Source organism: Clavibacter capsici, from assembly GCF_001280205.1.
Taxonomy (GTDB): domain Bacteria; phylum Actinomycetota; class Actinomycetes; order Actinomycetales; family Microbacteriaceae; genus Clavibacter; species Clavibacter capsici.
This window is the reverse complement of sequence record NZ_CP012573.1, coordinates 819,016-845,442: the sequence shown is the minus strand read 5'-3', so window position 1 is coordinate 845,442 and position 26,427 is coordinate 819,016. Positions and strand designations below refer to the sequence as shown.

Below are 26,427 nucleotides of genomic sequence, written 5' to 3'. Positions count from 1 at the left end.
GCGGGTCCGCGATCCGCGCAGCGGGAGATGCGGGGTCGAGCGGTGGTGTCACCCGGATCGTACAGGCCCCTGCGCCGACGGCTGGGACGACACGGGTCAGGACGTGGCGGCGCTCGGGCTGTCCACGGTGTCGGTTCGCTCGTAGGAGTAGCCGTACTGGCCGTACCCGTAGGCGTCGGGGCCCTTCGTGGGCAGCATCGTCAGGACGACGCCGAGGACCTCGGCTCCGACGCTGTTCAGCGACTCGATGGCGGCGTGGACCTGCCCGCGGTGGGCGCGGCCCGAGGAGACCACGACGATCGCCCCGCCCGCGCTCTTGGAGAGCACCGCGCTGTCCGTGACGGGGAGCAGCGGCGGGGCGTCGATGAGCACGGTGTCGAACTCGGCCTCGAGCTCCTTGAGGAGCATGACCATGGTGCGCGACCCGAGCAGCTCGCTGGGGTTCGGCGGGATCTGCCCGGCCGGCAGCACGAACATGTTCCGGTTGCCCCAGGGCTGGATCACGTCCTTCAGCTGGGCGCGGCCGATGAGCACGTCGGTGAGCCCGACGGCGCCCTCGAGGCCGAGGTAGGACGCGAGCTTGGGACGGCGGAGGTCCGCGTCGATGACCGCGACCCGGGCGCCCGCGTCGCTCAGGGCGATGGCCAGGTTGGCGCTCGTTGTGGACTTGCCCTCCGACTCGACGGCGCTGGTGATGACGAAGCTGCGCGCGCGACCGCCGAAGTCGAGGAACTGCAGGTTGGTGCGGAGGCTGCGGAAGGACTCCGCGCGCGGGCTGCGCGGGTCCGACTGCACGATGAGCGGGCGCTCCTTGGCCTTCGGGTCGAAGGCGATGCCGCCGAGGATCGGCACGTCGGTGACGAGACGCAGGTCGCGCTCGCCCCGGATGCGGGTGTCGAGGGTCGCGCGCAGCACGGCAGCTCCGACGCCCAGGGCCAGGCCGACGAGCCCGCCGAGCGCCAGGTTCAGCGGGACCTTCGGGGAGACGGGCGCTCCGGGGATGCGCGCCTCCTGCAGGGTCGTGATCTTCACCTGCGCCTGCCCGTTGGCGTCGACGGGCGTGAGCTCGGCGACGACGTCGGTGAAGCTCTGCGCGACCGCGTTGGCGATGGTCGCGGCCGACTCGGCCTGCTCGTCCTCGACGGCGATCTCGATGATGACGGTGTCCGCCGAGGCCGACGCCGTGATCTTCGGCGCCAGCGACTCCGCGGTCGCGTCGAGGCCGAGCTCCGCGATGACCGGCTCGAGGACGACGGGCGTCGACACGACGTCCGCGTAGCTCTTGACCGCCTGCTGGGTGAACGCGCCGCCCTGGCTCAGGTCCTGCACGGTGCCCGCCGACTGCGTGGAGACGAAGACCTTCGACGTCGCCCGGTACTCGGGCGTCTGCACCAGCGAGTAGCCCGCCGCGGCGCCGACGCCCAGCAGCAGGACGAGCAGGATCAGGATCCAGGACCGCCGCAGGATCCGGATGTACTCACGTAGTTCCACAGGCGATCCCCCTCGTCGATGGAGCGCCCCCCAGCGGCGCTCGTGCCCATGCTCCCACAGACCCGGACCCGCTCCCGTCCTCCGGCGCGGGGATGGACGTCCCGCGGACGACGCCCCAGCTTCTGGGGCGGGACCGTGCCCTCGCGCACGGGCTAGCGTGAATGCGGGAACGGCTGCCCACCGCCCCCGCACGCGCCTGCCGGACGCTCACCCGGAGAGAAGGACAGGACCCCGATGCCCGACGTCTGCGTCGCCCTCATCCCGCTCGTCACGCTGGTGATCATGGGCGCGCTCACCGCCTGGGGGCTCCGCTTCCTGCGCGACTGACGCCCGGCGGGCCGGGCGCGTCGCGTCCGCCGTTCGGTGGTCGGCCGGTCAGGCGAAGTCGGCGTCCGGTCCCGCGGGGTAGCCGAATGCCGACGCGCCCGTCTCCACGGGGCGCCCGCTCGAGAGCGCTCCCCCGCTCTCCGCGAGGTAGCACGCGCCGCACAGCGACATGTACGTGACGTCCGCGCCGTCGATCGCGACCTGGTCCCCGTCGAAGATGAACCGGTCGCCGACCTGGCGCGCGTTGAACACGGCCTTGCGCCCGCAGCGGCAGATGGTCTTCATCTCCTCGAGGCTGTGCGCGATCTCCAGCAGGCGCCTGCTGCCGGGGAACGCGACCGTCTGGAAGTCCGTGCGGATCCCGTAGGCGATGACCGGCACGTCCTGGAGGATCGCGATGCGCAGCAGGTCGTCGACCTGGGACTCGCGGAGGAACTGCGCCTCGTCCACGAGGAGGCACGCCGTGGGGCCGCCCTGGTCCTGCAGGACGCGCTCGCGGTGGATCCCGAACTCCTGCCAGACGTCGGCCTCCGGCTCGAGCAGGAAGTCGACGGGACGGCGCACGCCGAGGCGCGAGACGATGTCGCGGTCGCCCTTGGTGTCGATCATGGGCTTCGTGAGCAGCACGTGCTGCCCACGCTCCTCGTAGTTGTAGGCGGCCTGGAGCATCGACGTGCTCTTGCCGCTGTTCATCGCGCCGAAACGGAAGTAGAGCTTGGCCATCTACCGAAGGTAGCCGTCCTCGGCGGCCCTCTCGATCAGGTCGGCCCGGCGTCCGGCCACGCGCCCGACCAGGCGGTACTTCGCGCGGACGCGACGCAGGTAGGTCTTCGCCGTCTCGTACTGCACGTTCATCACCTGGGCGACGGCCTGCGTCGACCGGCCCGTGACGTAGAGGCGGAGCGCCTGCTCCTCGCCCTGGCTGAGGCGCGGGCTCTCGTACGTCCGCGGGACCTCCGCCGCCCGGTCGTCGGCCCCGGCCTCCGCCCGGCGCGGATCCGGATGCGTGCCGGCCGCGACCCCGCGGACCGCGGCGACGATGTCCCCCGCCGGCACCTGTCCCGCCACCAGGGCGGCCGCGCCCGCGTCGAGCACGCGACGCCGGACGGCCTCGGCGGCGGAGCGCGAGAGGACGACCACGGTCGCGCCGGCGGCACGGCACGACCGGATCCGGCCCTCGATGCTCACCGGGTCCGGCAGGTCGTGGTCGATGACGACGACGTCGGTCGGGAAGCGCGGGGAGCGGACGAGCTGCAGCCAGCCCGTGGTGCTCACCACGACGTCGATCTCCGGCGCCCGGGCCCGGAGGATCGCGCAGACCTCGTCCAACGCGGACTCCTGGCCCATGAGCACGCCGACGCGCACGGGCCGCGGATCCTGGCGCCGGGGGACGCCGCGCGAGCCCGCCCCGGGGTCGCGCAGGGTGGCCATGTCAGCACTGTAGCCAGGCGCTCCCCGCCACCCGCGTCCCGGGGCGTGCGCGGACAACCGGGCACCCGGGCCGGCGGGATCCGGGACAGGTCAGAAGAGCGTCGCCTGCGTCGCCGGGCCCGCGGGCAGGGCCGCGGCGACCAGCGGGCCCGGCGCGGGCGCCTGCGTCCAGCTGCCGCGACCGCGGCTCGTGACCGCGCGGCTCTCGGCGCCCTCCTGGCTCCAGCCGGGGCGGGCCCGGCCGGCCGGGGGACGCCCTCGACCCCGGGCAGGTCCGCGCGGGAGAGGACGCCGCCGGTGCGCGGATCCACCCGGCCGCCGCCGAGCCCGTGCCGCCGGACCAGCGGATCCATGCGCGCCTTCAACCACGACCGGTACGCCTGCGGGGCGTACGCGCCGCGCGCGTAGAGGTCGAGGTAGCGGCCCACCAGCTCCGGGCGCTCGCGCTCGAGCCACTCGAGGTACCACTCCTTGACGCCCGGCTTGAGGTAGAGCGCGGAGTAGAGGACGCGGGTGCCGCCGGCCTCGCGGATGCGCGCGAGGGCGTGGTCGAGGTGCTCGACCGAGTCGGTGAGCATCGGCAGGATCGGCATCATGAAGACGGTGCAGTCGAGGCCCGCCTCGCGGATGGCCGTGACGGTGGCCAGGCGCGCCGCGGTGGTGGGCGTGCCCGGCTCCACCGACTGCTGGAGGTCGTCGTCGAGGACGGCGATGCTCATGGCGAGGTCGACCGGCACGCTGCCCGACGCCTCCTGCAGCAGCGGGAGGTCGCGGCGGAGGAGGGTTCCCTTCGTGAGGATCGACAGCGGCGTGCCCGAGGACGCGAGCGCCGCGATGATGCCCGGCATGAGGGCGTAGCGGCCCTCGGCCCTCTGGTACGGGTCGGTGTTGGTGCCGAGGGCGACCGCGTCATGGGTCCACGTGGGCTTCGCGAGCTCGCGCGCGAGCACCTCGGCGACGTTGACCTTCACGACGATCTGGTCGTCGAAGTCGCGGCCGCCGTCGAGGTCGAGGTACGCGTGCGTCGGCCGCGCGAAGCAGTAGACGCAGGCGTGGGTGCACCCGCGGTAGGGGTTGATGGTCCAGCCGTACGGCATGACCTTCGACTCCCCCGGCACCCGGTTGAGCGCCGACTTCGCGAGCACCTCGTGGAACGTGACGCCCTGGAACTCGGGGGTGCGGACGCTCTGCACCAGGTTGCTGAGTCGGGCCAGCCCGGGCAGCGCGTCGGCGCTCGCGTCGGACAGCCTCTGTGCGCTCCATCTCATGCGCCCATTCGAACACACATTCGAACGCCCAGCCACCCGGTGGCCGCGGATTCCGCGGCCACCCGGATCGTCAGTGCTGGAGCTCGAGGACCTCGGCGGTCTCCTGGATGATCTTCGGCGTCTTCTTCGGGTCGGAGGCGACGAGTGTGCCGTAGTTGGGGATCATCCGCGTGAGCGGCTTCTTCCACCCCGCGATGCGGTCGGGGAAGCAGCGACCGAGGACGTCGAGCATGATCGGGACGGCCGTGGACGCTCCCGGCGAGGCGCCGAGGAGGCCCGCGATGCTGCCGTCGGCCGCCGCGACGACCTCCGTGCCGAACTGCAGCACGCCGCCCTTCTCCGCGTCCTTCTTCATGACCTGCACGCGCTGGCCGGCCGTGACCTGGTACCAGTCCTTCGGGTCGGCCGTGGGCATGAACTCGCGCAGCGAGTCGAACTTCGTCTCCTTGGAGGCGATGAGCTGGCTGACGAGGTACTTGATGAGGCTCAGGTTGTCCTTCGCGACCGCGAGCATCGGGATGATGTTGTGCGGGCGGATCGACGTGAACAGGTCGAGCAGCGAGCCCTTCTTGAGGAAGCGCGGGCTGAAGCCGGCGTAGGGGCCGAACAGGAGCGAGGTCTCGCCTCCCACCACGCGCGTGTCGAGGTGCGGCACCGACATGGGCGGGGATCCGATGGCCGCCTTGCCGTAGACCTTCGCCCGGTGCCTCGCGACGATCTCGGGGTCGTCCGTGCGGAACCACTCGCCGCTGATGGGGAAGCCGCCGAAGCCCTTGATCTCGGGGATGCCCGACTTCTGCAGGAGGTGCAGCGCGCCGCCGCCCGCACCGATGAAGACGAACTTCGCATCCACGTGCACGGTCGACCGGCCGACGTCGTTGCGGATGCGGAGGTGCCAGCTGCCGTCCGCGTTCTTCGACAGGCCGCGGACCTCGTGGTTGAGGTGCAGGGCGGCGCCGTGCTCGGTGAGGTAGTCGATCAGCTTGTTGGTGAGGGCCCCGAAGTCGACGTCGGTGCCGCCCTCGAAGCGGGTCGCCGCGATGACCTCGTCCTTCTCGCGCTGGAGCACGAGGAGCGGGGCCCACGAGTGGATGACCGCGGGGTCCTCCGAGTACTCCATGGCCTCGAAGAGCGGGTGCACGCGCATGGCGTCGAAGCGACGGCGCAAGTACGCGACGTTCTCCTCGCCGCGCACGAAGGTCATGTGCGGGGTGGGGTTGATGAACTCCTTGGGCTCCGGCACGGCACCGGCCGTGACGAGGTGGGCCCAGAACTGGCGGGAGAGCTGGAACTGCTCGTTGATGCGGGTCGCGGACCCGATGTCGATCCTCCCGTCCTTCTCCGGCGTGTAGTTCAGCTCGCAGAGGGCCGCGTGACCCGTGCCCGCGTTGTTCCACGGGTTGCTCGACTCCATCGCGACCTCGCCGAGGCGCTCGAAGATCTGGATGGTCCAGTCGGGTTCGAGCTGCTTGATGAGGGTGCCGAGCGTGGCGCTCATGATGCCCCCGCCGACGAGGACGACGTCTACCGGTTCCGCTGTATCGCTCACCGGCCCAGTGTACGCCCGGTCCTCGGAGCCCCTCCGGGCCGCGAGGAGTGGTACGGGCACCCTCACGCGCCGGGCATGGGGAGGGGTCAGCGTCGGGCGGCGACGACCTCGGCGATCTGCACGGCGTTGAGCGCGGCGCCCTTGCGGAGGTTGTCGTTGCTGATGAACAGCGCGAGTCCGCGGCCCTCCGGCGCGCCCTCGTCGGCGCGGATCCGGCCGACGTAGCTGGGGTCGGTGCCCGCCGCCTGGAGCGGCGTGGGGATGTCGGAGAGCTCGACGCCCGGGGCCGTGGCGAGCAGCTCCGTGGCGCGCGCGACGCCCAGCGGCCGGGCGAACTCGGCGTTGACGGAGAGGGAGTGGCCGGTGAAGACGGGGACGCGCACGCACGTGCCGCTGACCAGGAGGTCGGGCAGGCCGAGGATCTTGCGGCTCTCGTTGCGGAGCTTCTTCTCCTCGTCCGTCTCGAACAGGCCGTCGTCGACGATGCTGCCGGCCAGCGGGATCACGTCGAACGCGATGGGGCGCTGGTAGACGGCGGGCGCGGGCAGCTCGACGGCGCGGCCGTCGTGGACGAGCCCGCGGAGCACCTCCGGCCCGGCGGCGACCGCGGCCTCGGCCTGGCCCGCGAGCTCCTCGGCGCCGACGAGGCCGGAGCCGGAGACGGCCTGGTAGGTGCTCACGACGAGTCGGGTGAGCCCGGCCTCCTCGTGCAGCACCTTGAGGACGGGCATGGCCGCCATGGTGGTGCAGTTCGGGTTCGCGATGATGCCGCGGCGCGCGTCCGAGATGGCCTCCGGGTTCACCTCGGAGACGACGAGCGGGACCTCGGGGTCCATGCGCCAGGCGCTGGAGTTGTCGATGACGAGGACGCCCGCCTCGGCGAAGCGGGGGGCCTGCGCGCGGGACGTCGTGGCGCCCGCGGAGAAGAGGGCGATGTCGAGGCCCGTGGGATCCGCCGTCGCGGCGTCCTCGACCGTGATCTCGCGGCCCGCGAACGGCAGCGTCGTGCCGGCGGAGCGCGCCGAGGCGAAGAAGCGGATCTCCGCGATCGGGAACGCGCGCTCCTCGAGCAGGCGGCGCATGACGGCGCCGACCTGACCGGTGGCGCCGACGACGCCGACGCGGAGGCCGGGGGTCTCCGGGGCGGGGGCGTCGGATCCGGCGGGTGCGGTGTCGGTCACGGGTGTCTCCTCCTGCGGTGCGGGCGTGCGGGTCAGCGGCCGGTGCCGGCGTGGACGACGGCGACGTCGTCCGCGTCGAGCCCGAAGGCGTGGTGGACGACGCGGACGGCCTCGTCGATGGTGTCGGCCCGGGTGACGACCGAGATGCGGATCTCGCTGGTGGAGATCATCTCGATGTTGATGCCGGCGTCGGACAGCGCGGTGAACAGCTGCGCCGAGACGCCCGCGTTGGTGCGCATGCCGGCGCCCACGAGCGCGAGCTTGCCGATCTGGTCGTCGTGCTGGAGGCCGGTGAACCCGACGGCGTCCTTCTCGGCGGCGAGCACCGTGAGCACGCGCTGGGCGTCCGACTTCGGGAGCGTGAACGAGATGTCGGTGAGGCTCGTCGCGGCGGCCGACACGTTCTGCACGATCATGTCGATGTTGGCACCGGTCTTGGCGACGATGGTGAAGATCTGCGCGGCCTTGCCCGGCACGTCGGGGACGCCGACCACCGTGACCTTGGCCTCGCTGAGGTCGGCGGCGACGCCGACGATGACGGGCTCTTCCACATTCTCTCCATCCGTGGGGTTGTAGACGATGGTGCCCTCGTTGTGCGTGAACGAGGAGCGGACGTGCAGCAGGACGCCGTGCCGGCGGGCGTACTCGACGGCGCGGATGTAGAGGACCTTCGCGCCGGACGCCGCGAGCTCGAGCATCTCCTCGCTCGTGATCCGGTCGATCTTGCGCGCGAGCGGCACCACGCGCGGGTCGGCCGTGAAGATGCCGTCGACGTCGGTGTAGATCTCGCAGACGTCGGCGCCGAGGGCCGCCGCGAGCGCGACCGCGGTGGTGTCGGATCCGCCGCGGCCGAGCGTGGTGATGTCGCCCGTGCCGCGGTTGAAGCCCTGGAAGCCGGCGACGATGGCGATGGCGCCCTCGCCGAGCGCGTCGCGGACGCGGCCCGGCGTGACGTCGACGATGCGGGCGGCGCCGTGCTGGGCGTCGGTGATCATGCCGGCCTGGCTGCCGGTGAAGGAGCGCGCGTCGTAGCCCATGCTCTTGATCGCCATCGCGAGCAGCGCCATGGAGATGCGCTCGCCCGCGGTGAGCAGCATGTCGAGCTCGCGCGGCGCGGGGATGGGGGTGACCTCGTGCGCCAGGTCGAGCAGCTCGTCCGTCGAGTCGCCCATGGCGGAGACGGCGACGACCACGTCGTGGCCGGCCTTGCGCGTGGCGACGATGCGCTTCGCGACGCGCTTGATGCTCTCGGCATCGGCCACCGACGATCCGCCGAACTTCTGCACGATGAGGCTCACGGGCGACTCCTGGGTCTCGGGTGGGCGCGGGCGGCCCGGTTCACGATCATATGGGGGCGGCTTCCGCGGATCCGCCGCATGACGCGGGGTGCGGGTCACTCCCCCACGAGGCGCCGGCCCTCGAAGGCGCGGCCGAGGGTGACCTCGTCGGCGTACTCGAGGTCGCCGCCGACGGGGAGGCCGGAGGCGAGGCGCGTGACGCGGATGTCGAAGGTGGAGAGCAGCCGCGAGAGGTAGGTGGCGGTCGCCTCGCCCTCCAGGTTCGGATCCGTGGCGATGATGACCTCGGTGACCGTGGCGTCGGCGAGGCGCTGCATGAGCTGGCGGATGCGGAGGTCGTCCGGTCCGATGCCGTCGATGGGGCTGATGGCCCCGCCGAGGACATGGTAGAGCCCGCGGAACTCGCGGGTGCGCTCGATGGCGACGACGTCCTTGGCCTCCTCGACCACGCAGATGGTGGCGGGGCTGCGGCGGGGATCCCGGCAGATGCCGCAGGTCTCCTCCTCGCTGACGTTGCCGCAGATGGCGCAGAAGCGGACCTTGTCGCGCACCACGGTGAGCACCTCGGCGAGGCGCGAGACGTCGAACGTCTCCGTCTGGAGGATGTGGAACGCGATGCGCTGGGCGGACTTCGGGCCGATGCCCGGCAGGCGGCCGAGCTCGTCGATCAGCTCCTGGACGATTCCCTCGTACATGCGGCGCTAGTCCTGACCTGTGGGGCGGATGGTGGGGCGGGCCTTGCGCTCGACGGGCTTCTCCTCGATGAAGCTCGCCTGGAGGATCTCGCGGACGACGGACTCGCCGTAGCGCTGCGGGGCGGCGGCGGGCGGGGCCTTCGCGGCGGGGGCCGCGTCGGGCCGGGGCGCGGACCCGGTCGCGGACGCGGACGCAGGCGGCTCGTGGGCGGGGGCCGGTCGGGACACCGGCGGGGCCGAGTCGGGCGACGCGCCCCCCGTGGCCCAGCCGGGCTCGGCGGGGCCGAACTCGTCGGGCTCGGGCTCCTCGAAGTCGGGGACGTGCGCGTCGGGGACGACGGAGGATCCGCGGGCGGGCGAGCTCGGGGCCGCGGTGCGCGTAGCCGGTGCGGGAGCCGTCCGGGCTGCCTCGGGGGCCGACGAGGTCGTGGGCGCGGTGCGCTCGGGCCGGGAGGCGGGCGCGCGGACCGCCGGGGCCTCGGAGGCGCCGGGATCGGACGTGGGGATGGCCACGGTGGCCCACCCGCCGCCTGCGGGCTTCGTCTTCACGGGCGGGGTCGTCTTCGCCGCCGGGGCGGCGGGAGCTGCGGCGTCCGGGGTCGACGGGCCGGCGGGAGCGGAGGACGCGACGGGACGCGACGCCGCCGGGCCCGCGGACGTCGTGGGCCTGGCCGTCGTCGTCGCGTCGGCGGACGCCGGGCGGGAGGCCTCGGGGGCGGTCGCGGGGGCGGTCGAGCCGCCGCCCGGCGGGCCCGCGGCGCCCGAGGGAGCGGCGCTGCCGCCGTGCGGCTCGACGCGCGCGATGAACTTCACGCGGAGGCCGAGCACGTCGAGGATGGCGGTGCGCAGGATGTCGCTGACGCCCTGCCCGGGCGCGCCGCGCTCCTTGAACCGCTCCGCGTCGTTCGCGCTGACGAAGGACAGGGTGAGCACGTCGCCGGCCAGCGCGCGGGGTGTGGCCGTGACGGCGACGAGCCACGCGCTCCGCTTGGCCTTCTCGACGGCCTCGACGACCGACGGCCAGGAGTCGCGGAGCTGCTCGAACGTGACGGGGCCGACGGGCGCGGAGGGCGCGGCGGATGCCGACGGAGCGGCCGGCGCGGCGGGCGCGGACGCCTCCGGCACGGCCGGGCGCGAGGCTGATGCCTCGGCGGGCTGGGGCCGCGCCACGTCGGCCGGGGCCTCGACGCGAGCGGGGGCCTTCGGCGCGGCCTCGGCGGGAGCGAGCGCGGGCGTCGGCGCGGCGGGAGCGGGCACCAGCGTGGCGGCGGGCGCCACGGGCGCGGGATCCGCTCCCCCGTCGGCCACGCCGACCCGGCGCTCGAGGCGCTCCACGCGGGCGAGGGCGCCGCGGTGCGTGTCGTCGCTGGCGGGCACGAGCACGCGCGCGACCAGGAGCTCGAGGTGGAGGCGCGGCGACGTGGCGCCGGTCATCTCGGTGAGGGCGGCGTTGACCACGTCGGCAGCGCGCGACAGCTCGACGGCGCCGAAGGCGACGGCCTGCGCGCGCATGCGCTCGAGCTCGTCCTCCGGGGTGCCGCGCAGCACGGCGGCCGCGCCCTCGACGGACGTGGCGCCCACGATGATGAGGTCGCGCAGGCGCTCGAGGAGGTCCTCGACGAAGCGGCGCGGATCCTGGCCGGTCTGGATGACGCGATCCACCCCCGCGAACGCGGCGGCGGCGTCGTGCCGGGCGACCGCGTCGATGACCTCGTCGAGCAGGGCGGCGTGCGTGTAGCCGAGGAGCGCGACGGCGCGCTCGTACTCCACGCTCTCGTCCTCGGATCCGGCGATGAGCTGGTCGAGCAGGGAGAGGGTGTCGCGCACCGACCCGCCGCCGGCCCGGACCACGAGCGGCAGGACGCCGGGGGCGACACCCACGTGCTCCTCCGTCGCGAGGTGCTCCACGTAGTCGAGCATCTGCGCGGGCGGCACGAGGCGGAACGGGTAGTGGTGCGTGCGGGAGCGGATGGTGCCGATGACCTTGTCGGGCTCGGTGGTGGCGAAGATGAACTTCACGTGCTCCGGCGGCTCCTCCACGATCTTCAGCAGCGCGTTGAAGCCCTGCGGCGTGACCATGTGCGCCTCGTCGAGGATGAAGATCTTGTAGCGGTCGCGCGCCGGCGCGAAGACCGCGCGCTCGCGGATGTCGCGCGCGTCGTCGACGCCGTTGTGGCTGGCCGCGTCGATCTCCACCACGTCGAGCGACCCGCTGCCGTCGCGGCTGAGCTCCACGCAGCTCGGGCAGACGCCGCACGGGGTGTCGGTGGGGCCCTCCGCGCAGTTGAGGCAGCGCGCGAGGATGCGGGCCGACGTGGTCTTGCCGCAGCCGCGCGGGCCGCTGAAGAGGTACGCGTGGTTGACGCGGTTGGTGCGCAGGGCGGTGCGCAGCGGATCCGTCACCTGCGTCTGGCCGATGAGCTCGGCGAAGTTCTCTGGCCGATAACGGCGATACAGGGCGGTGACCACGAACCCGAGGATACCGGGCACCCCCGACCGTCCCGCCGCCCGGGCGTCAGCCCTCGGCGGGGACCTCGACGCGGTCGGCTGGGGAGGAGTCGCGGTCGCGCAGCGCGCGGAGACGCGCGACCGCCTCGCCGCGGACGCGCCGCGCGAGCGCGAGCCCCTCGCGCCAGGTGGCGTCGCGGATGAAGAGGAAGTCGAGGGCGATCATCGCGAGGGAGAACGGCCAGAGCCCGAGCAGGATCCCGATCATGACGTGCATGCCCGTGATCACCACGAGCGCGACGACGCGGGTCGGCCGCCACAGGATCAGCAGCGGGAACAGGCCCTGGAAGGCGACAGCCAGGAAGCTCGCGAGCACCACGCCGACGCTCGCCTGGGCGAGCAGGTCACTCAGCCACGGCCAGGGCCGGTAGCCGTCGATCACCAGCGAGTAGTAGGTCGCGGTCCCGTCGCGCCACTCCGGCCCCTGGAGCTTCAGGACGGCCGAGTTCACGTAGACGAGCATGATCTGGTACGCGCAGAGGACCAGCGCGGTGTTGTGGAGCAGCACGGGCACGAACCGCGGGATCCGCTGCACGAGCGTGCGCACCGCCTCGACGTGGCGGCCCGGGGTGCGACCGGGAACGCCGGCCCAGCGTCCCCGGCCGCGCCGGATCGCGTCCAGCGACAGGTGCCGCGAGAGGTCCGCGAAGAGGACGAAGAACAGGGTGAGGCGCAGCACCGTGTCGCCGCCGTTGGTGAGCAGCGTGCTGTTGGACGAGAGGCCGACCCAGAGAAGGAGGAGGAACGGCGTCACGATGCGCGTGCGCCAGCCGAGCGTGAACAGGGCGGCGAGCACGACGAGCGCGAGGTACGCCAGGTCGAAGAGCGTGGCGTCGGTCTTCGAGAACAGGCCCGTGAAGACCGGGAGCCAGCCGCGGCGGGACGCCTCGGGGTCGATGAAGCGGGATCCGACGCCCCAGAGGTAGTGGCGGTCGGCGAAGCACGTGACGAGCACCATCAGGATCACCGCGCCGAGCGTGATGCGCAGCGCGGCGAAGCTGTAGGTGGCGTGCTCGGGCTCCGTCATCCAGGTGGCGACGCCGCGGGGCCAGCCGGCCGGGTGCCGCAGCGCCGTGAGGAGCTCGCGGTCCTGCAGCAGGCGGCGCACGCGGGCGGCCCGGGCGGACGGGACGGCCCTGCTGCGGCCCGCCCAGGATCCCGCGGCCGCGGCCTTCGGGGTCGGCGTGCTCGCGTGCGTCCTGGCGGTCATCGCGCGTACCTCTCCACGATCCCCTGATAGACGCTGAGCGCCTGGGGGTCGATCACGTCGTCCGCCTCGCGCCAGCCGAAGGTGCGCGTGACGGGGTCGAACTGCCGCCGGTCGTCGGACCGGTGGGCGAAGTCGTTGGGGCGCTCGGTCACGACGCGCCAGCGGACGCGCTCGATGTCGCGGCCGTACCAGGCCGTCGCCCAGTAGGTCGTGTACTCCTTCATGACGTAGTCGGCGCGGAGCATCGTGATCACGCGTCCGCGGCTGCCCTCGTCGAGCGCCGTGAGCTGGTCGATGAGCGACACGGCGGTCCTGGCCGCGAAGCCGGAGTCGGTGTCGGCGCGGCGGATGAAGGTGTCCTGGACGATGGTGCGCTGCTCCGGCGTGAGCGCCTGGAAGCGCGAGGTGTACGTCTTCAGCAGGTTCGCGCTCTGCTTGACGGTGCGCGATCCCTGGATCCGGCCCTCCCCCGCCTCGTACTCGACGCGCGTGATGTCGGCCCACTCGCTCTTCACGAGGGCGCCGGAGCCGTCGCGCCACTGCGCCTGCATCTCGAGGTAGCGGTTCGTCTTCTGGATCGAGGGCGCGAACACGTTCCACTGCTGGCTGAAGTAGGGGCGCGCCGCGGAGGTGAGGGCGCGGGTGGCGTCGCCCTGCGGGACGACCATGAGGATCGAGGTGGCCACGTAGACCGCGATCGCGAGAGCGGCGACGGCCGTGCCGATCCGGGCACCGCGGGTGAGGCCGGGGGCCGCGGGCGGCGCTGTCGGCGCCGGCTCGGACGGGGGCGGGGAGGACGCGGGGGCGTCGAGCTCGACGTCGTGGTCCTCGGTCGTGTCGGTCATCGTGCGCCGTCCCCCTCGTGCGTCGGGTGGGTCCTCGTGGTGCGGGTGGTGCTGTCGGGCGGGTGGTGCGGGTCATGCGGATCGTGCGGGGGGACGGATCCGGCGGGCGGCCCGGCTCTCGCCGGACCGCCCGCCCTCCTCGCTCAGCTCGAGCGCATCACGCCCGTCGGCTGCGGCCGCGGTGCAGGGCACCGGCGCCGGTCAGCATCATCAGGAGCGCGATGCCGCCGAGCAGCAGCATCCCGTCGCCGTCGCCGCCGGTGACCGGGAGGATCCCGCCGCCGTATCCGCCGCCGTAGCCCCCGCCGCCGATCGGCGTGCCGGGCTGGCCCGCCGGGACGGTGGATCCCACGACGCGGAACCGCGTGATCATCTCCTGCGCCATGCCGGACTGGGCTCCGATCACCTCGACCCGGTGGTCCCCGAGCTCGAAGTCGGGGCCGACCTCGAAGACGAAGGTCGCGCGACCCTGGGCATCCGCGACCATGGGCGCCAGCGGCTTCGGCGTGGAGAACACCGTCGCGTTGAGCGTCTCACCGGGGATGAAGTTCACGGCGTCGACCATCTGCATGGTGCCGCTGCCGCGGACGAGCTCCGTGAAGCGGACGACGGCCCGGGTGGGGACGTCGGAGCCGTCGGTGGATCCGTCGGCGGCGTCGGTCGCATCGACGGCATCGGCCGCGTCCGTACCTGCGGCGTCCGTCGCGTCCGTGCCAGCAGCATCGGTCGCGTCAGCACCAGCAGCGTCGGTCGCGTCGGTACCAGCAGCGTCGGTCGCGTCGGTACCAGCAGCATCCGTCGCGTCCGTGCCAGCGGCATCCGTCGCGTCGGCGCCAGCGGCATCCGTCGCGTCCGTACCGGCGGCGTCGGTCGCATCCGTACCGGCAGCATCCGTCGCGTCGGTGCCAGCAGCATCCGTCGCATCCGTACCAGCAGCGTCGGTCGCGTCAGCACCGGCAGCATCAGTCGCGTCGGTGCCAGCGGCGTCCGTCGCGTCGGTACCAGCAGCATCCGTCGCGTCGGTGCCAGCAGCGTCCGTCGCGTCCGTACCGGCAGCATCCGTCGCGTCCGTGCCAGCAGCGTCGGTCGCGTCGGCACCGGCAGCGTCGGTCGCGTCGGTACCAGCAGCGTCGGTCGCATCAGTGCCAGCGGCGTCCGTCGCATCCGTACCCGCAGCATCCGTCGCATCCGTACCAGCGGCATCCGTCGCATCCGTACCCGCAGCATCCGTCGCATCCGTACCAGCGGCATCCGTCGCATCCGTGCCAGCAGCATCCGTCGCGTCGGCGCCAGCGGCATCCGTCGCATCCGTGCCAGCAGCGTCGGCCGCGTCAGCACCGGCAGCATCCGTCGCGTCCGTGCCAGCAGCATCCGTCGCATCCGTACCCGCAGCATCCGTCGCGTCGGTACCAGCAGCATCCGTCGCATCCGTACCCGCAGCATCCGTCGCATCCGTACCCGCAGCATCCGTCGCATCCGCACCAGCCGCATCGGTCGCGTCCGTACCCGCAGCATCAGTGCCGCCGTCCGCGTCCGTTCCGCCGTCCGCGTCCACGTCCGCGCCGCCGTCCACGTCGACCGCGGCCGTCGCGTCGGAGTCGGTCCCCTCCTCGCCGGTGATGCCGACGTCGAAGTTGACGAGGTCCTCACCCGCGGGGGCGCCGCCGATGGTCTGGGCGGCGGTCGCCGTGTAGGAGCCGCGACCGAGGCCGAGGAACGTGACGGACCACGTGCCGTCGTCATCCACCGAGGTGGTGATCGGGTCGAGCCCCAGGATCGAGACCGTGACCGTGCCCAGCGGGTCGGCCGTGCCGCTGATGGGCACGTCCCGGGTCGTCGCCCCGCCGGTGAGCGGGAAGACCTGGAAGTCGAACGGCGACTCGATGACGACCGGCACGCCGATCGTGAAGGTCACCGTGTCGGTGCCGACGGCGGTGCCGCCGATCGACTGCGTGACCGTCCCGGTGTACGTGCCGGACGGCAGCGCGGGCGTCGTCAGCTCGAAGCCGCCGTCGTCGTCCACGTCGACGGGGCCCGTCGTCGTGCCGCCGACCGTGAGCGTCACGGTGGCGCCGGGGTCGGCGGTACCCGTCACGGGGACCACGATGGTGGTGTCCCCGTCGGGCAGAGGGAGGAACTCGCCGTCGCCCGGGGTCTCGATGACGACCTGCTCGACGCCGGCCACGGAGACGGTGAAGTCGGCCGTGTCCGAGCCCGCGGGGGCGTCGTCGATGCTCTGCGTCACCGTGACGGTGTAGCCCGCGGCCGTGAGCCCCGGGAACGTCGCCTCGAAGCGTCCGTCGGCACCGACCACCTGCGTGACGGGAGTCTGCCCCGTCACCGCGATGAGCACGGAGCCGCGCGGGTCCGCGCTGCCGGTGACGGTCACGTCCACCGCGGTGCCGCCGGCCGGGACCGTGAGGTCCTGTCCGTCGGTCGGGGTGTCGATGACCGGGGCGACGGCGGGCGCGACCACCGAGAAGGTGACCGTCGCCGTGCCGGCGGGGCTCCCGCCGATGGACTGGGTCGCCGTCGCGGTGTAGTCGCCGACCGGGAGGTCGGGGAACAGCACGTCGTAGGTCCCGTCGTCGCCGACGAGCTCCGTCTGCGGGTCCTGGCCGGGGATCGTGACCGTGACGGTGGCGCGCGTGTCGGCGGCGCCGGTCACGGGGACGTCGGCCGTCGGCACGGTGCCGGCGCTCAGGATCAGGTCGCCGGCACCGGGCGAGGTGATGGTGACCTCGGCGGCGGGGGCGCCGACCGTGAAGACCACGGAGTCCGTGCCCCGGACCACGCCGTCGACCGTCTGCGTCGCCGTGGCCGTGTACGTGCCGACCGGGAGGTCGGCGAAGGCCACGTCGAAGACGCCGTCCGCGCCCACGGCCTCGGTCTGCGTCGGCTGGCCGGGGATCGTCACGGCGACCGTGGCGCGCACGTCCGCCGTGCCCTGCACGGGCACGTCGACCGTCGGGTCCGCCGCGGTGCTCAGGAAGAGCTGGTCATCGGCGGGCGTCGTGATCGTGACGTCCACTACCGCGGCGGCGATGGTGAAGGTCACCGACTCGGAGCCCGCGGCCTGGCCGTCGATCGTCTGCGTGACGACGGCGGTGTAGGTGCCGGCCGGGAGGGCGGGCGGGGTGAGCGTGTACGCGTTCCCCGGTCCGACCGGGACCGGACCGACCGTCTGGCCGCCGACGGTCAGGGTGACCTCGGCGTCGGGGTCGGCGGTGCCGGTGACGGGGACGACCGCGGTCGTCTGCCCGGCGGGCAGCTCGATCACCTGGTTCGGCGTCGGCGTCGCGATGGTCACGTCGTCGGCGGCGGGAGCCGGGACGGCGCGCACGGTGGAGCGGGCCAGGTCGATCGTCGGCCCGTTCCCGAGGAGCGTGACGCGCAGCGCGGTGACCGACGCGGATCCGGCGTCCACGCCGTCCCCGTCGACGAACGCGTCGGGGGTCTGCTCGTTGACCGTGAGGCGGACCACGCGGTCGACGACGTCGAACGCCGGGTCGAGCGCCGTGATGACGCCCTCGCTGACACCGGTGAGCGCAGTGCCCACGGCCGGCAGCAGGTCGGTGTCCGCGTTCGCGCCGATGAGCCCGGTGACGAGGTCGTCGAACAGCGGCGTGAGCAGCGCCAGGTTCACCGTCGCGTTCAGCGGGGGCAACAGCGCGGTACGGGCGAGGCTGATGGTGGGTGCCGTGCCGGTCGTGCCGCCGAGGAGGCGGTCGAGCGACAGGTTCACGTCCACGCCGAGCGTGCCCGCGTTCACGTTCGCGTTCAGCACCCTCGTCGTGAGCGGCGCGGTGACGGCGACGTTCACCGTGGTGGAGGCTCGGAGAGCGGTCACCAGGCGGTTCGGCAGCACGTCCGTGAAGATGTCCGTGATCGCCGAGTCCACGACGTCCGCGAGGATCGCCGAGGTCAGGATCGACGCGCCGGGGGTCCGGTCGTTGAGCGTCTGGATCCGGTCGAGGTCCACCGTGATGGTGCCGGCGGACACGTCGATCGAGACCGTGCCGTCATCGTTCGTCAGGGGCTGCGCGAGCGCGGCCTGCACGACGGCGGCCGTGTTCACGTTCGCCGTGGCGGTGACCGTGGGGGTCCCGACCTGGAGGGCCGCGGTGAGCACGTTCTCCCCGAGGATGCTCTGGAGGAGCGGCCCCGTCGCGGCCGAGACGTCGACCGATCCGGCGATGCCGGGCGCGATCCCGTTCACGGCGGTGGTGAGGCGGGAGCTGATCTGCGCGACCAGCGGGCTCGTGAGCACGGCCTCGGCCGAGGCGATGTCGTAGTCCGAGGTCGGCGTCCCCGTCCCCGTCGAGGTGATGGTGGAGGAGATCGCGCCGAAGCGCAGCGAGAGGTCGGAGAGCGCACCCTGGGCGCCGATCGACGCGATGGTGGATCCGAGGTCGACGACCGTCTGCTGGCCGCCGCCCTGTCCGACCTGGATGGCGCCGCTGTCCGAGACGGCTCCGGCGGCACCCGTGGCACCCGCGGGACCGCTCGACGCGTACTGCTGGAGCACGCCGGCCGCGGCCGCCTGGTCGAGGTCGAGCAGCGAGCCGAGCGTGACACCCGCGGCGAGCTGCGCGTTCGCGAGCCCCCCGAGGACGGTCGCGTCCAGCGGCGCGCTCTCCACCTGGGCGGCGGTATCGCCGGGCCCGTAGGAGGTGTACGCGCCGTCGACGGCGATCACCTGCGGGACGTTCGTCAGGGTCAGGAAGCGGCCCTCGGCCTCCGCCGTGTCCCCCGGTGCGGCGTTCGCGGGCGCGGTGCCCCCGAACGCGACGATGGCCGCGGCGAGCCCGAAGGCCGTCGCGGTCGCCAGGCTGCCTCTGCGCCTGGGCATGTGTAGAGCCATGTGCGTTCCCCTCGATTGCATGGCCGGCCGCGTTCGTGGGCGCGGCCGTGCGTCCCGCGGGGCGGCCCCCACCACACCCACGGTCATCGAAGGCTCGCATCCGCCTCCGGACCCGACAACACTGCGGACCACTGATCCGCACCCGGTGTCGGCGGAGGACGGCGTCAGTAGTCGTCCCAGTGGTGCGCGGGGGCGCGGCGGGGCGCCGGCGCACGACGAGGGGCCCGGATCCTCCCGGATCCGGGCCCCTCGCGGGTCGTGCGCGCGCCTCAGCCCGCGGTCGCCTCCAGCGACTGCCGGGCGATCTCGAGCTCCTCGTCCGTGGGGATCACGAGCACCGCGACGGGCGAGCCCTCGGGGCTCACGAAGCGCGCCTCGGAGCTGATCAGCTCGTTGCGGTCGTCGTCGATCCCGATCCCCATGAACTCGAGCCCCGCGAGCGAGCGGCGGCGCACGAGCGGGTTGTTCTCGCCCACGCCCGCGGTGAAGACGACCGCGTCCACTCCCCCGAGCTGCGCCGCGTACGCGCCCACGTAGTGGCGGATCCGGTGCCGGTACACGCCGAGCGCCGTCTGCGCGGCCTCGTCGCCGTCGGCCGCGGCGCGCTGCACGTCGCGCATGTCGCCGAGCCCGGTGAGGCCGAGCAGGCCGCTCTTCCGGTTGAGCAGCGTCTCGAGCTCGTCGAGGCCGAGGTCGGTGTGGCGGGCGAGGTGGAAGAGGATCGCCGGGTCGATGTCGCCGGATCGGGTCCCCATCACGAGGCCCTCGAGCGGCGTGAGGCCCATGGACGTGTCGATCGAGCGCCCGCCCTGCACGGCGGCGGCCGAGGCGCCGTTGCCGAGGTGCAGCACGATGATCCGCGTCTCCTCGAGCGGCTTCCCGAGCAGCCGGGCCGCGGCCTCGGACACGTACTTGTGGCTCGTGCCGTGGAACCCGTACCGCCGGATGCGGTGCGCCGCCGCGAGCTCCCGGTCGATCGCGTACGTGTACGCCTCGGCCGGCAGCGTCTGGTGGAACGCGGTGTCGAACACGGCCACGTGCGGCACGTCGGGGAACGCCTGCTGCGCCGCCTCGATCCCCTGCAGCGCACCGGGGTTGTGCAGGGGCGCGAGCGCGGAGAGGTCGTCGATGTCGGCCTTCACCTGATCGGTGACCACCGTCGGCTCGACGAACACGTCCCCGCCGTGGACCACGCGGTGCCCCACCGCGACGGGCGGGTTGTCGTCCAGCGACGGCCCGTGCTCGGCGAACGCGTCGAGCATCGCCTGGAACCCGGCGGTGTGGTCGGCGATGGGCAGCTCGCGCTCCGACGAGTCGCCGCCCGCCCGGTGGCGGGTGGATCCGGTTCCCTCCCCGATGCGCTCCACGAGCCCGGAGGCGAGCACGGTCTCGGAGCCCATCTCGATGAGCTGGTACTTGAAGGACGACGATCCGGAGTTGACGACGAGGACGACGGGCACGGTGCTCTCCTGGGGTGCGGGCGGGACGGGAGGTCGGACGGTGGACGGCGGACGGGACGCGCGGGCGCTCAGCCCGCCTGGATCCCCTCGGCCTGGATGGCGGTGATGGCGACGGTGTTGACGATGTCCTGCACGAGCGCGCCGCGCGATAGGTCGTTGATGGGCTTGCGGAGGCCCTGCAGCACGGGCCCGATGGCGACGGCACCGGCCGAGCGCTGCACGGCCTTGTAGGTGTTGTTGCCCGTGTTGAGGTCCGGGAAGATGAAGACGGTCGCGCGGCCGGCGACCTCGGAGCCGGGCATCTTCGCGGCCGCGACCGCCGCGTCCGCCGCCGCGTCGTACTGGATGGGGCCCTCGACCGCGAGGTCCGGCCGCAGCTCCCGCACGCGCGCCGTCGCCCGGCGCACCTTCTCCACGTCGGCGCCGGCGCCCGACTCCCCCGTCGAGTACGACAGCATCGCGATGCGCGGCTCGATGCCGAACTGCGCGGCGGTCGCGGCCGACGAGATGGCGATGTCGGCGAGCTGGTCGGCCGTGGGATCCGGGTTCACGGCGCAGTCGCCGTAGACGAGCACCCGGTCGGCGAGCGCCATGAGGAACACGGACGAGACGACGGACACGCCCTCGGTGGTCTTGATGATCTCGAAGCCCGGCCGGATGGTGTGCGCCGTCGTGTGCGCGGCGCCGGAGACCATGCCGTCGGCGAGGCCGAGCTGCACCATCATCGTGCCGAAGTAGGAGACGTCGGTCACGGTCTCGCGCGCGATGTCGAGCACCATGCCCTTGTGCGCCCGGAGCCGCACGTACTCCTCCGCGAACCGCTCGCGGAGCACCGCGTCGAACGGGCTGAGGACGGTGGCGCGCCCGATGTCGATGCCGAGGCCGATGGCCCGCGAGCGCACCTCGATCTCCTCGCCGAGGATCGTGACGTCGGCGATGCCGCGGCTCAGGATCGTGCCCGCGGCCCGCAGCACGCGGTCGTCGGTGCCCTCGGGCAGCACGATCCGCTTCCCGGCCCTCCTGGCGCGCTCGATGAGCCCGTACTCGAACATGAGCGGTGTGACGACGTCGGAGCGGCTGACGTCCAGGAGCTCCAGCAGCCGCGCCGTGTCGACGTGCTGCTCGAACGCGGCGAGCGCCGTGTCCATCTTCCGGGCGGACTCGGGCGAGAGGCGCCCGCGCGTCTGGGTGATCCGCTTCGCCGTCTCGTAGGTGCCGAGCTCGGTGGAGATGATCGGCAGGGTCTGGTCGAGGCCCGAGACGAGCGTCTCGATGGTGGGCGACAGCGCGAACCCGCCGTTCAGCACGATGCCCGCGACCGTGGGGAAGGTCTCGGAGGCGTGCGCCGTGAGCACGCCGAGCAGGACCTCGCTGCGGTCGCCCGGGATCACGACGATGGCGCCCTCGGTGAGGCGCGCGAGCACGTTCTCCATCGACATGGCGGAGACGACGACGCCGAGCGCCTCGCGGCTGAGGAGCGCCGGGTCGCCCTTCACGAGCTCGCCGTCGACGGCGTCGAGCAGCTCGGCGACGGTCGGCGCGACGAGGAACGCGTCCTCGGGGATCGCCCAGACCGGCACGTGCGGGGCCCGGGCCTGGAGCGACGCGGGGACGGCGGCGGGGATGGCGGCCGTGATGGCGTCGAGGGCCTCGGGGTCGGCGCGGTTCACGACGACGCCGAGGAGGCCCGCGTGCGCGGTGACGAGCTCGGGGATGGCGAGGTCGGCGATCTGGCGCATCTCGTCGGGGCTGCGTCCGCCCGACTCGTCGGTGCGGCGGCCCGTGAGCACGAGGAGCACGGGTGCGCCGAGGTTCGCGGCGATGCGGGCGTTGAACGACAGCTCCGTGGGGCTGCCGACGTCGGTGTAGTCGCTGCCGACGATGACGACCGCGTCGCACTTCGCCTCGACGGCCTTGTAGCGCTCGACGATGCGGGAGAGCGCGGCCTCGGGATCCGCGTGCACGTCGTCGTAGGTGACGCCCACGCACTCGTCGTAGTCGAGGTCGACGCCGTCGTGCGAGAGCAGCGCCTCGAGCACGTAGTCGCGCTCGACGATGGAGCGGGCGATGGGACGGAAGACGCCCACGCGCTGGATCTGGTGGGTGAGGGTGTCGAGGACGCCCAGCGCGACCGTCGACTTGCCCGAGTGCCCTTCGGCGGACGTGATGTAGATGCTCCGAGCCATGCCCGCAAGCCTATGGGCGTCTCCTGCGCGCGGGCCCTTGCTGTTAAAAGGAGAAGACCCCTCGCGCACCTGCCAGAGCCCGGCTGCCCTTGCTGCGTCTCCGCCCTGGGGGAGTTCACCTGGATGGCACCACGCGAGGAGCCGACACCGAGTGTACCCGACGCGGGACGCCCGACGGTCGGCGGCGCCCCGCCCAGGAGCCGGTCACGATCCGCGCGTAGCGTGGGCGGCATGCGCATAGTCATCGCCGGAGGACACGGCCAGATCGCCCGCCTGCTCGAACGACGCCTCGCCGATGCGGGTCACCAGCCCGTCGGCATCGTCCGCAACCCGGACCACGCGTCCGACCTCGCCGACGCGGGCGCCGAGGCGCTCGTGCTCGACCTGGAGGAGAGCGACGTGGACCAGGTCGCCGAGGCGCTCCAGGGCGCCGACGCCGTGGTCTTCGCCGCCGGCGGCGGACCCGACTCCGGCCCCGAGCGCAAGCTCACCATCGACCGCGACGGCGCGATCCTGCTCGCCGACGCCGCCGAGCGCGCGGGCGTCACCCGCTACGTGATGATCTCCGCCATGGCCGTCGACGGCTTCGACCCCGACAGCGACGACACCTACGAGATCTACCAGCGCGCGAAGTCCGAGGCGGACGCCGACCTCCGGGCCCGCGACATCGACTGGACCATCGTCCGCCCCGGCGGCCTCACCGACGACCCCGGCACCGGCCGGATCCAGGTCGGAACCTCCACGGGTCGCGGCACCATCCCCCGCGCCGACGTCGCCGAGATCGTGGCGACCGCGCTCATCGACGGCACGGGCGTCCGCGTCCAGTTCGAGGCGATCTCGGGCGAGGAGCCCGTCGCCGAGGCCATCGCGGGCCTCCGCTACTAGGCGCGAGCGGCCCGCGGCCCGCGCCGCGCGATCCGGGTGACGGCCCCCTCCTCCCCGGAGGGGGCCGTCACCGGCTTCCGGGCCGCTGTGGCACCCGGGTCGTGCCGCGGTCGACGCATCAGGCCGACGGCACCCGAAGCCGTCGGTCGACCACCGTCGCCGCATGGTGCGCCGGAGCGCACCAGTCCGGAGCATCCCCATGCCCGGACATGGAGGACACGCTAGGAGCGTCCGATCGTGTCCCCCACAGTGCCGACTACTTATTTCCACGACGCAATGGATAAGTAACAGCCGGTGTCCCTGTTCCGACCGCCGGGAACCGCGCAAGATGGACGGATAAGGACCGCGCAGCCTCGGGGGATGCCGCGCGGACCACCGCTTTCCGCGACGGGGGTCACATGAAGCAGATGACGCGCGATCACACGAGGACGAGCACCCGATCCGACAGCGCGCCTCCGGGTCGCCGCGGTCGTGCCCGTGACCTGGAGACGCTCGAGCGCTGGCTCACGGCGGGGACGAGCGCCGTCGTCACCGGCAGCGTGGGATCCGGTCGCAGCCACGTGGCGGGACGCGTCGCCGACGCCCTCACCCGCGCCGGGCACACGGTGATCCGGGCGCACGCGTCCACGCCCGACCTCGCCGACGTGCTCCGGCGCGTGATCGACCCGCTCCCCGGCCTCCGGGCGCCGCACCCGGTCACCGCGGCGAAGCCCGTCGTCGTGGTCGACGACGCCCACCTCATGCCGCCCGAGCTGCGCGCCGCCCTGGCGGACGCGCGCACGGGCGAGCGCTGCACGCTGCTCGTGACGGTCGACGACACCGCGGGCGACGCCCGCCAGCTCCGCGGTCGCGACGTCGAGGGCGGCCCCGCGACCGCGCGCACGGCCCAGGCGGCCCACGAGATCCTCGGCCTCTGGCGGAACGGCTACGCCGAGCGGCTCGACCTCGCACCCCTCGACGCGGCCGAGGTCGACGCCATGATCGACTCCATCACGGGATCCGTGGCGCTCGACCAGGCCACGCGCGTGCAGATCCAGAGGACCAGCGGCGGCCGGCCGTTCCTCGTCCGCGAGCTCGCCTTCGAGGCGCTCGAGGCGCTCGAGGCGGGCGGCACGGCCCTCACGGTGACGGGCTACGCGTTCCCGAGCCCGCACGCGCCGCGCGCCCGCATCCTCGACCTCGTCTCCTCGCGCGTCTCGATGCTGGGCGACGACGAGCGCAGCACGCTCATCCTCCTGGCGCGCCTCGACGGCGTCCCCTACCAGCGCGCCGCGCGCCTGTTCGGCGAGACGATCCTCCGGGTGCTCGGCGCCCGCGGGCTCGCGCGCGTGCAGGGGCAGGGCGACATGATCCTCCGCGCCGACCTCCTGGAGGCCGAGGCGGCGCTCGCCCGCACCGACCCGGACGCGGTCGACGGCCTCACGCGACGCGTCGTCGGCTCGCTCCTGCAGGAGGCCGCGCACGGCGTGCCGCTGAACCCCAAGGAGAGCCTGCTGATCGCGCGGACGCTCACCGACGACGGCCGACGCGAGGCCGCGGAGCGCCACGGCGCGGGCACGCTCGCGGCCGTGCACCTGGTCGCCGCGCGCCTCGCGAACGACGTGGGCATGACCCACGACGCGCTCGCCTTCGCGGAGGTGGCCCACGACGGCGGATCCGCCGCGTACGCCGCCTGCGAGCGGGCGCGCGCGCTCACGGTGCTCGGCAACCCGGCCCGCGCGACGGAGGTGCTGGAGGCGCTGGATCCCGCGCTCCTCACGTCGGCCGAGCGCGTGGAGGTGCTGCACCGTCTCGTCCTCTCGACGCACGCGGCGATGCCGGGCACCGACCGCGTCCGCCGACTGCTCGACGGGAGCCTGCACGGCCCCGACGCCGACCCCGACGTGCGCGCGCAGGCGGCCGTCATCGGATCCACCATGTCGCTCGGCCTGATGGAGTGGGAGGCCGCGCTGGCCGCCGCCCGCGACGCCGCCGCGCTCAGCACGAGCCCGCTCGTGCGGCTCCGGGCGCAGCGGTCGGTCGTCATCGCCCTCGGCCACCTCGGCCGCGGCGCCGAGCTCGGTGACGAGATCGACGCCGGGCTCGGGCTCGTCTCCCAGCACGCGGACCGGCGCGGCACCTACGACGACCTCCTCCTCGAGGAGGCCCGCCTGGAGCTGCTCTCGGCGAGCGCGTTCAGCCGGCGCCTCTGCCGGCTCGACCTGCCGGACCTCGAGCGGGAGCTCGACGCCTGGGTGGAGTCGGCGATCGCGCAGGACGCGCAGTGGTTCATCCCCGTCCTCGGCGCCATCACGGGCGGCGTCGCCCTCGACCTCGGCCGGCTCGACCGCGCGGAGGCCGAGCTGAACCTCGCCGACGACCGCCTCATCGGGCCGGACATCGGCACCTGGCGGCTGTGGATCGGCATGCAGCGCGCCCGCGTGCTCGCGCTCCGCGGACGCACGGACGACGCCGAGCGCCTCGCGGCGACCATGGCGCATCGTGCCGACCCGCGCTACCCGTACCAGCGGATGCTCGCCGAGGGCGTGCGGGTGGAGATCCTCGCGGCCCGCGGCCGGCCGGACGAGGCGGCGACGCTCCTGCTCGACATCGGCGACCTGAGCGGCGAGGCGCACGCGCTGCGCGCCGGCATGCTGTTCCGGGCCTGGGCGCTCGGATCCACCGACCCCCGCCTCGTCGACGGCGCGCGCCGCGTCCGCGAGCGCACCGACGTGCCGGCGCTGCACGGCATGGCCGAGGTGGTGGAGGGATCCCGCACGGGTGATCCCGCGCTCGTCGAGCGGGGCGTCCGCACGCTGGAGGAGGCCGGCCTGCACCACCAGGCCCGCACCGCCTGCGAGGACCTGCTCCGCCTGCTCGCGGGCGACGAGTCGACCGCCGCGCTGACGCAGGCCCGGTCGGCCCTGGCGCGCATCCAGGCCCGCATCGACCGGGGTGCGCCCGCGACCCCGGCCACGCCCGTGGCGCCGGTCCTCGACGTGAGCACGCTCACGCGGCGGGAGCTGGAGATCGGCGTGCTGGCGGCGCAGGGGCTGAGCAACCGGGAGATCGCCGGACGCCTGTTCCTGTCGGTCCGCACCGTCGAGTCGCACCTCTACCAGGCGCGCGCGAAGCTCGGCGCGCCCTCGCGTCGGGCCCTCGCGGGGCTCCTCGACACCCCGGGTGCATCGAGCCTCGTCGCGGGCAGGTAGTATCGACGGGTGCCGCCGCGTTCCTGACGCCGTGGCAC

General features: G+C 73.4%; 15 protein-coding genes, 1 other RNA gene and 1 pseudogene. 2 read left to right on the top strand and 15 right to left on the bottom strand.

The genetic code is table 11. The features are described 5' to 3' along the window. Positions 1-96 precede the first annotated feature (96 nt). The 15 genes and pseudogenes from AES38_RS04085 to ffs all read right to left on the bottom strand — a co-directional run bounded on the left by AES38_RS04085 (position 97) and on the right by ffs (position 22,459). A complete protein-coding gene (locus tag AES38_RS04085; RefSeq protein ID WP_053773899.1) occupies positions 97-1,491 on the bottom strand; it encodes a tyrosine-protein kinase domain-containing protein in 1,395 nt (464 codons plus the stop codon). Between the two features lie 375 nt (positions 1,492-1,866). Continuing rightward, positions 1,867-2,541, bottom strand: coding sequence for a thymidine kinase (locus tag AES38_RS04080; protein ID WP_053773898.1), 675 nt, complete (start codon positions 2,539-2,541; stop codon positions 1,867-1,869). Continuing rightward, on the bottom strand, positions 2,542-3,147 hold the full coding sequence (locus AES38_RS04075) for a response regulator transcription factor (RefSeq protein ID WP_256998855.1): 606 nt from the start codon (positions 3,145-3,147) through the stop codon (positions 2,542-2,544). Between the two features lie 395 nt (positions 3,148-3,542). Then, positions 3,543-4,517, bottom strand: a pseudogene (locus AES38_RS04070) (Rv2578c family radical SAM protein); the annotation flags it as partial. 70 nt (positions 4,518-4,587) lie between these two features. After that, the gene (locus tag AES38_RS04065) at positions 4,588-6,066 is read right to left on the bottom strand and encodes a malate:quinone oxidoreductase (protein WP_072174609.1); all 1,479 of its coding nucleotides are present in this window, start codon (positions 6,064-6,066) and stop codon (positions 4,588-4,590) included. A gap of 86 nt (positions 6,067-6,152) precedes the next feature. Then, positions 6,153-7,247, bottom strand: a complete 1,095-nt coding sequence (locus tag AES38_RS04060) for an aspartate-semialdehyde dehydrogenase (RefSeq protein ID WP_053773895.1) — start codon at positions 7,245-7,247, stop codon at positions 6,153-6,155. Positions 7,248-7,279: 32 nt separating this feature from the next. Next, positions 7,280-8,545, bottom strand: a complete 1,266-nt coding sequence (locus AES38_RS04055) for an aspartate kinase (protein ID WP_053773894.1) — start codon at positions 8,543-8,545, stop codon at positions 7,280-7,282. A 95-nt stretch (positions 8,546-8,640) separates the two neighbouring features. After that, positions 8,641-9,240 (bottom strand): recombination mediator RecR, encoded by a 600-nt coding sequence (gene recR / locus AES38_RS04050; protein ID WP_012297640.1) that lies wholly within the window; start codon positions 9,238-9,240, stop codon positions 8,641-8,643. Between the two features lie 6 nt (positions 9,241-9,246). After that, positions 9,247-11,730, bottom strand: coding sequence for a DNA polymerase III subunit gamma and tau (locus AES38_RS04045; RefSeq protein ID WP_256998853.1), 2,484 nt, complete (start codon positions 11,728-11,730; stop codon positions 9,247-9,249). A gap of 25 nt (positions 11,731-11,755) precedes the next feature. After that, the gene (locus AES38_RS04040; protein WP_053773893.1) at positions 11,756-12,958 is read right to left on the bottom strand and encodes an HTTM domain-containing protein; all 1,203 of its coding nucleotides are present in this window, start codon (positions 12,956-12,958) and stop codon (positions 11,756-11,758) included. After that, entirely contained in the window at positions 12,955-13,803 is an 849-nt protein-coding gene (locus tag AES38_RS04035) for a DUF5819 family protein (protein WP_053773892.1), read from the bottom strand. The genes AES38_RS04040 and AES38_RS04035 overlap by 4 nt, the downstream gene beginning before the upstream one ends. Before the next feature lie 157 nt (positions 13,804-13,960). Then, positions 13,961-18,655, bottom strand: a complete 4,695-nt coding sequence (locus AES38_RS04030) for a choice-of-anchor G family protein (protein ID WP_081001833.1) — start codon at positions 18,653-18,655, stop codon at positions 13,961-13,963. A 281-nt stretch (positions 18,656-18,936) separates the two neighbouring features. Continuing rightward, positions 18,937-20,127, bottom strand: a complete 1,191-nt coding sequence (locus tag AES38_RS04025; RefSeq protein ID WP_053773891.1) for an acetate/propionate family kinase — start codon at positions 20,125-20,127, stop codon at positions 18,937-18,939. 68 nt (positions 20,128-20,195) lie between these two features. Beyond that, positions 20,196-22,313 carry a phosphate acetyltransferase gene (gene pta / locus AES38_RS04020; RefSeq protein ID WP_053773890.1) on the bottom strand — a complete coding sequence of 706 codons (2,118 nt, stop codon included), beginning with the start codon at positions 22,311-22,313 and terminating at the stop codon, positions 20,196-20,198. A 49-nt stretch (positions 22,314-22,362) separates the two neighbouring features. Beyond that, an RNA gene (gene ffs / locus AES38_RS15410) (signal recognition particle sRNA small type) lies at positions 22,363-22,459 on the bottom strand. Positions 22,460-22,544: 85 nt separating this feature from the next. Between ffs and AES38_RS04015 the strand changes: the two genes are divergently transcribed. Together AES38_RS04015 and AES38_RS16465 are read left to right on the top strand one after the other, a co-directional pair. Next, positions 22,545-23,198: an SDR family oxidoreductase gene (locus tag AES38_RS04015; RefSeq protein ID WP_053775658.1), complete on the top strand. Its 654-nt coding sequence runs from the start codon at positions 22,545-22,547 to the stop codon at positions 23,196-23,198. Positions 23,199-23,596: 398 nt separating this feature from the next. Further along, on the top strand, positions 23,597-26,389 hold the full coding sequence (locus tag AES38_RS16465) for a LuxR C-terminal-related transcriptional regulator (RefSeq protein WP_053773889.1): 2,793 nt from the start codon (positions 23,597-23,599) through the stop codon (positions 26,387-26,389). Positions 26,390-26,427: the final 38 nt, after the last annotated feature.

What these genes read in the sequence shown, in the direction of transcription:
- AES38_RS04080 (WP_053773898.1), bottom strand. Translation starts at nt 2,541, where the DNA reads ATGGCCAAGCTCTACTTCCGTTTCGGCGCGATGAACAGCGGCAAGAGC.
- recR (WP_012297640.1), bottom strand. Translation starts at nt 9,240, where the DNA reads ATGTACGAGGGAATCGTCCAGGAGCTGATCGACGAGCTCGGCCGCCTG.
- AES38_RS04040 (WP_053773893.1), bottom strand. Translation starts at nt 12,958, where the DNA reads ATGACCGCCAGGACGCACGCGAGCACGCCGACCCCGAAGGCCGCGGCC.
- AES38_RS04035 (WP_053773892.1), bottom strand. Translation starts at nt 13,803, where the DNA reads ATGACCGACACGACCGAGGACCACGACGTCGAGCTCGACGCCCCCGCG.
- AES38_RS04030 (WP_081001833.1), bottom strand. Translation starts at nt 18,655, where the DNA reads ATGCCCAGGCGCAGAGGCAGCCTGGCGACCGCGACGGCCTTCGGGCTC.
- pta (WP_053773890.1), bottom strand. Translation starts at nt 22,313, where the DNA reads ATGGCTCGGAGCATCTACATCACGTCCGCCGAAGGGCACTCGGGCAAG.
- AES38_RS04015 (WP_053775658.1), top strand. Translation starts at nt 22,545, where the DNA reads ATGCGCATAGTCATCGCCGGAGGACACGGCCAGATCGCCCGCCTGCTC.
- AES38_RS16465 (WP_053773889.1), top strand. Translation starts at nt 23,597, where the DNA reads ATGAAGCAGATGACGCGCGATCACACGAGGACGAGCACCCGATCCGAC.